This is a genomic window from Propionivibrio pelophilus DSM 12018, from assembly GCF_059569095.1.
Genome location: NZ_JCANUT010000115.1, coordinates 1 through 2,955, shown reverse-complemented (window position 1 = coordinate 2,955; position 2,955 = coordinate 1). Strand labels below are relative to the sequence as shown.

General features: G+C 54.0%; 2 protein-coding genes. One reads left to right on the top strand and one right to left on the bottom strand.

The window, feature by feature from the left end:
• Positions 1-278 precede the first annotated feature (278 nt).
• Positions 279-1,307 carry a plasmid replication initiator TrfA gene (gene trfA / locus BO74_RS20795; RefSeq protein ID WP_496445271.1) on the top strand — a complete coding sequence of 343 codons (1,029 nt, stop codon included), beginning with the start codon at positions 279-281 and terminating at the stop codon, positions 1,305-1,307.
• Between the two features lie 1,036 nt (positions 1,308-2,343).
• On the opposite strand, the gene BO74_RS20790 is transcribed toward trfA, so the two are convergent.
• Positions 2,344-2,955 (bottom strand): YjaZ family protein (locus BO74_RS20790; RefSeq protein WP_496445269.1); only part of this gene is annotated, 612 nt, incomplete at its 5' end.

The following is a 2,955-nucleotide window of genomic DNA, read 5'->3' as shown; positions in this document are numbered from 1 at the left end:
AACCCGAAATTCAAGCGTTATTCGGGCCGAATCTATAGGCGGCATTGCTATAAATGCCCAATATATGTGCAGATGCCTGGGTTGGGTCGGGCGTTCGCGGTTGTCGGCGTGATTCCGGGCGGGCTAACGCGCGACGAATTCCTGGCATCTTCATGTGGCGACTGCTTCTCTGTTCGTTCACTGAACAGCGCTTTTCTCAACTCGGTCCCATGGACCGTTTCTAAAAAGTGCCGGCCGCGGACGTAGCTACATTCCTGATTAATCTTTACAGGAATGCCATGTCACCGCCTCCAGACTCTCCCAACGATAATCCAGCCATACCGCTTGCAGTAACGGCGCTCTGTCCTGCGCTTTCGCCTTTTTTGACACGTTCTCGCCTGCTTGAGCAAAAACAGGTGATACGCGCACGACGGTATGAATGCCGCCGGCTGCTGAATAGAAAAACAACCCCGGACCAGGACAAGTCGGTTCTCCTTACGGCGGAAAGCGACTGCTTTCTTGAAGAACGGCGTCTGGAAGAAATCCTCGAATCAGAGTTTCTCCCGCAGCACGGACCGCACCAGCTCATTAGTCCACGCTTGTTCCTTGAGACTCCGCTGTTTCGTGTCGCCTCTCGTTCAGCGACTCGGAAAAAGGAATGCGAACTGACGATTGCGATAGACGATAAAGACGGTCCGATTGTCTACTCGGGCCCCGAGCTGAGGCAGGAAGACGGGCTGATATTCATGGCGCTGGTCAACTCGGTTCGTGACATTCGCCTGGGCAGTGTCGCCCAGTTCGTCCCGGCCGATTTGTGCCGCGCGGTCTTCAATCACTATGACGGGCGCGCCCGGGTGCGCCTGAAAACCTACATTCTGAATCTGCTCAAAGGACAGATTCGAACAAGGAACTACGCGGTCCAGCTGTGCCAGCGATTCGATTTTCCGGCGCAGGGAATGTGGTCTGTTCGATTCGACCCCGATATCGTCAGGTTGTTTGCTGGTACTCACGTTTGGATGGATTTGAAGGTTCGGCTTCGCCTACCGGACGGATTGGCCACGTGGCTTCTCGGCTATGTTGAAGCGCAGACTCGGCTTATTCCGATGAAGACCGAAGTCCTTCGGCGATTGTGCGGCTCCGACGCTGAGGAACGGGCGTTCACAAATCTGCTGCGAAAAGCGCTGGAGCATCTCAAAACACATGGCGTCATTGATGAGGGCTACAAACTCAAGGAAGGACAGGTGCGTTGGCGGAAACCGCGACCGGTTGTGAGCGAGAATTTGGCGATGGGTGCGGTTTCTGGTGAGTTGATGCCTGAGAATCGTTAGCTGGGGCGCGAGTGATGTGTTTTGAGATGCAAATTCGCAGAAATTGAGCGGACCAAGCGCACTGGCCATGTGTAAAGCGATGCAAATCATGTGTGCTGGCATGCGCCCTGTGTCGTTCAGGCCAGGCGGCACAAGCGTTTGACGCACCCCGTCTACTTACTCTTATATCGGCGTCGATTCTCTCGGTAGGCAAGGTATTCGATGACGCCTCCGGCTTGCGACAGCTATCGAGTCAACCAGTTGGATTGGCTGCGGTTTGGGCTTTTCGGGGTCGGCTACCAAGGCTGACTGTTATTGTCCGGAGACGATTATTGGTGGTTGTGCGTTCGCCATAACGTTTTGGCCGGGCGGCATCGTGCCAACGGGGCGATATCGATGGCATCATTACGCTAAGCCGATGTCAAACGAACCGACCAATACGACTCGTCATTCCTTATCTTATTGTTCTGACAAATGCCAACGATGATGAGCGCTCGTCGACTGGACCCCTCGCAACCTGTCGTTTACCTCGATTACGATGGCGTTTTGCACTCTGATGAGGTCTATTGGTATCGCAGGCGAGGTGTCGTTGTAAAAGCAGACCACGACTTGTTCGCTGCGGCAGATATACGCACGGCCGACACCGATTGGAAGAGTTGCTGATTGAGGGGCCGCAGCCGGCAATGGGGCGTGGGCCGCGTAAGGGGGCGAAGCCGAGGATTCCGCGGTAGGAGCCATGCCCTGGAAGTACGCTTGAGATAATCGCCTTCGAGGAGGTAAAGCCCAAGTGGGGACGTATGGCTATACTAGCTTTGGGGACGAAACGAGCAAGTATCGAATTCACTTTCTCATCGTTCTTGACAAGTTTACTGCCTCACGTAGAATGTAATCGAAGTGTTAGCCCGCTTGATGCCCTTGAGACATTAAGACCGGCCAAACAGCGCCCAAGCTGCAAGGCTTAGGCGTGAGAGCCGCAGCACAGCGAGGTTGCAGAAATGTAGCTGCGCACCACTGGTCCCTCGCAACGCAACATAAGAAAGCCCCTCCGGGGGCTTTCTTATTTTCCACCAACGCTCCCGCTGACCCACACTCGACCTAACAGCTCGGACAAATGCATCGCAGCGCCAATCCCTGACGGACTTGGTATGTTTGGGTCTTCGAGATAAGCCGACTCGACGAAGATGTCCAATTTTGGAGGATGCCCCGTGTCTTGCTTTTTGGTTGCATCCATAAAGATGTAGTACGGTGTAGTCGTATTCACTCCGTGTGCGTCCACGGTCACAACGTGTGTCGAAAAGAAATTCAAATGCCGTGAACGTTGTACCAAACCATTGGTGTTAATCAGGTCATCAATATGCTGAACCAGCGTAATGGACTGGTTATATCGCATCTGGCAAAAGATGCGGTCACGTGGCTCATGCTTTGAGCCATCTCTAACTAACAGGTCTGCGGGGATTGCAACCCCGTTCGCAGGCCGCCTCGAGTAGCAATGGCACGAGAAACGAAACTCCAGACGCGCATTCTTCTTCTGGTATCCGCCTCTCAAATCGAGAGTCATTGTGCGAACGATTGGTTTGCGGGCAATACAACTCAAGCACTGGAAGCGCGGCACGACAATGTATCGGGAATTAAAAGCCCTCGGTGCGCCGGAAGTTGTGGCGTGCAGGGT

Bases quoted from the DNA above. Each gene is read 5' to 3' on its own strand.
- trfA (WP_496445271.1), top strand. From the start codon at position 279: ATGTCACCGCCTCCAGACTCTCCCAACGATAATCCAGCCATACCGCTT.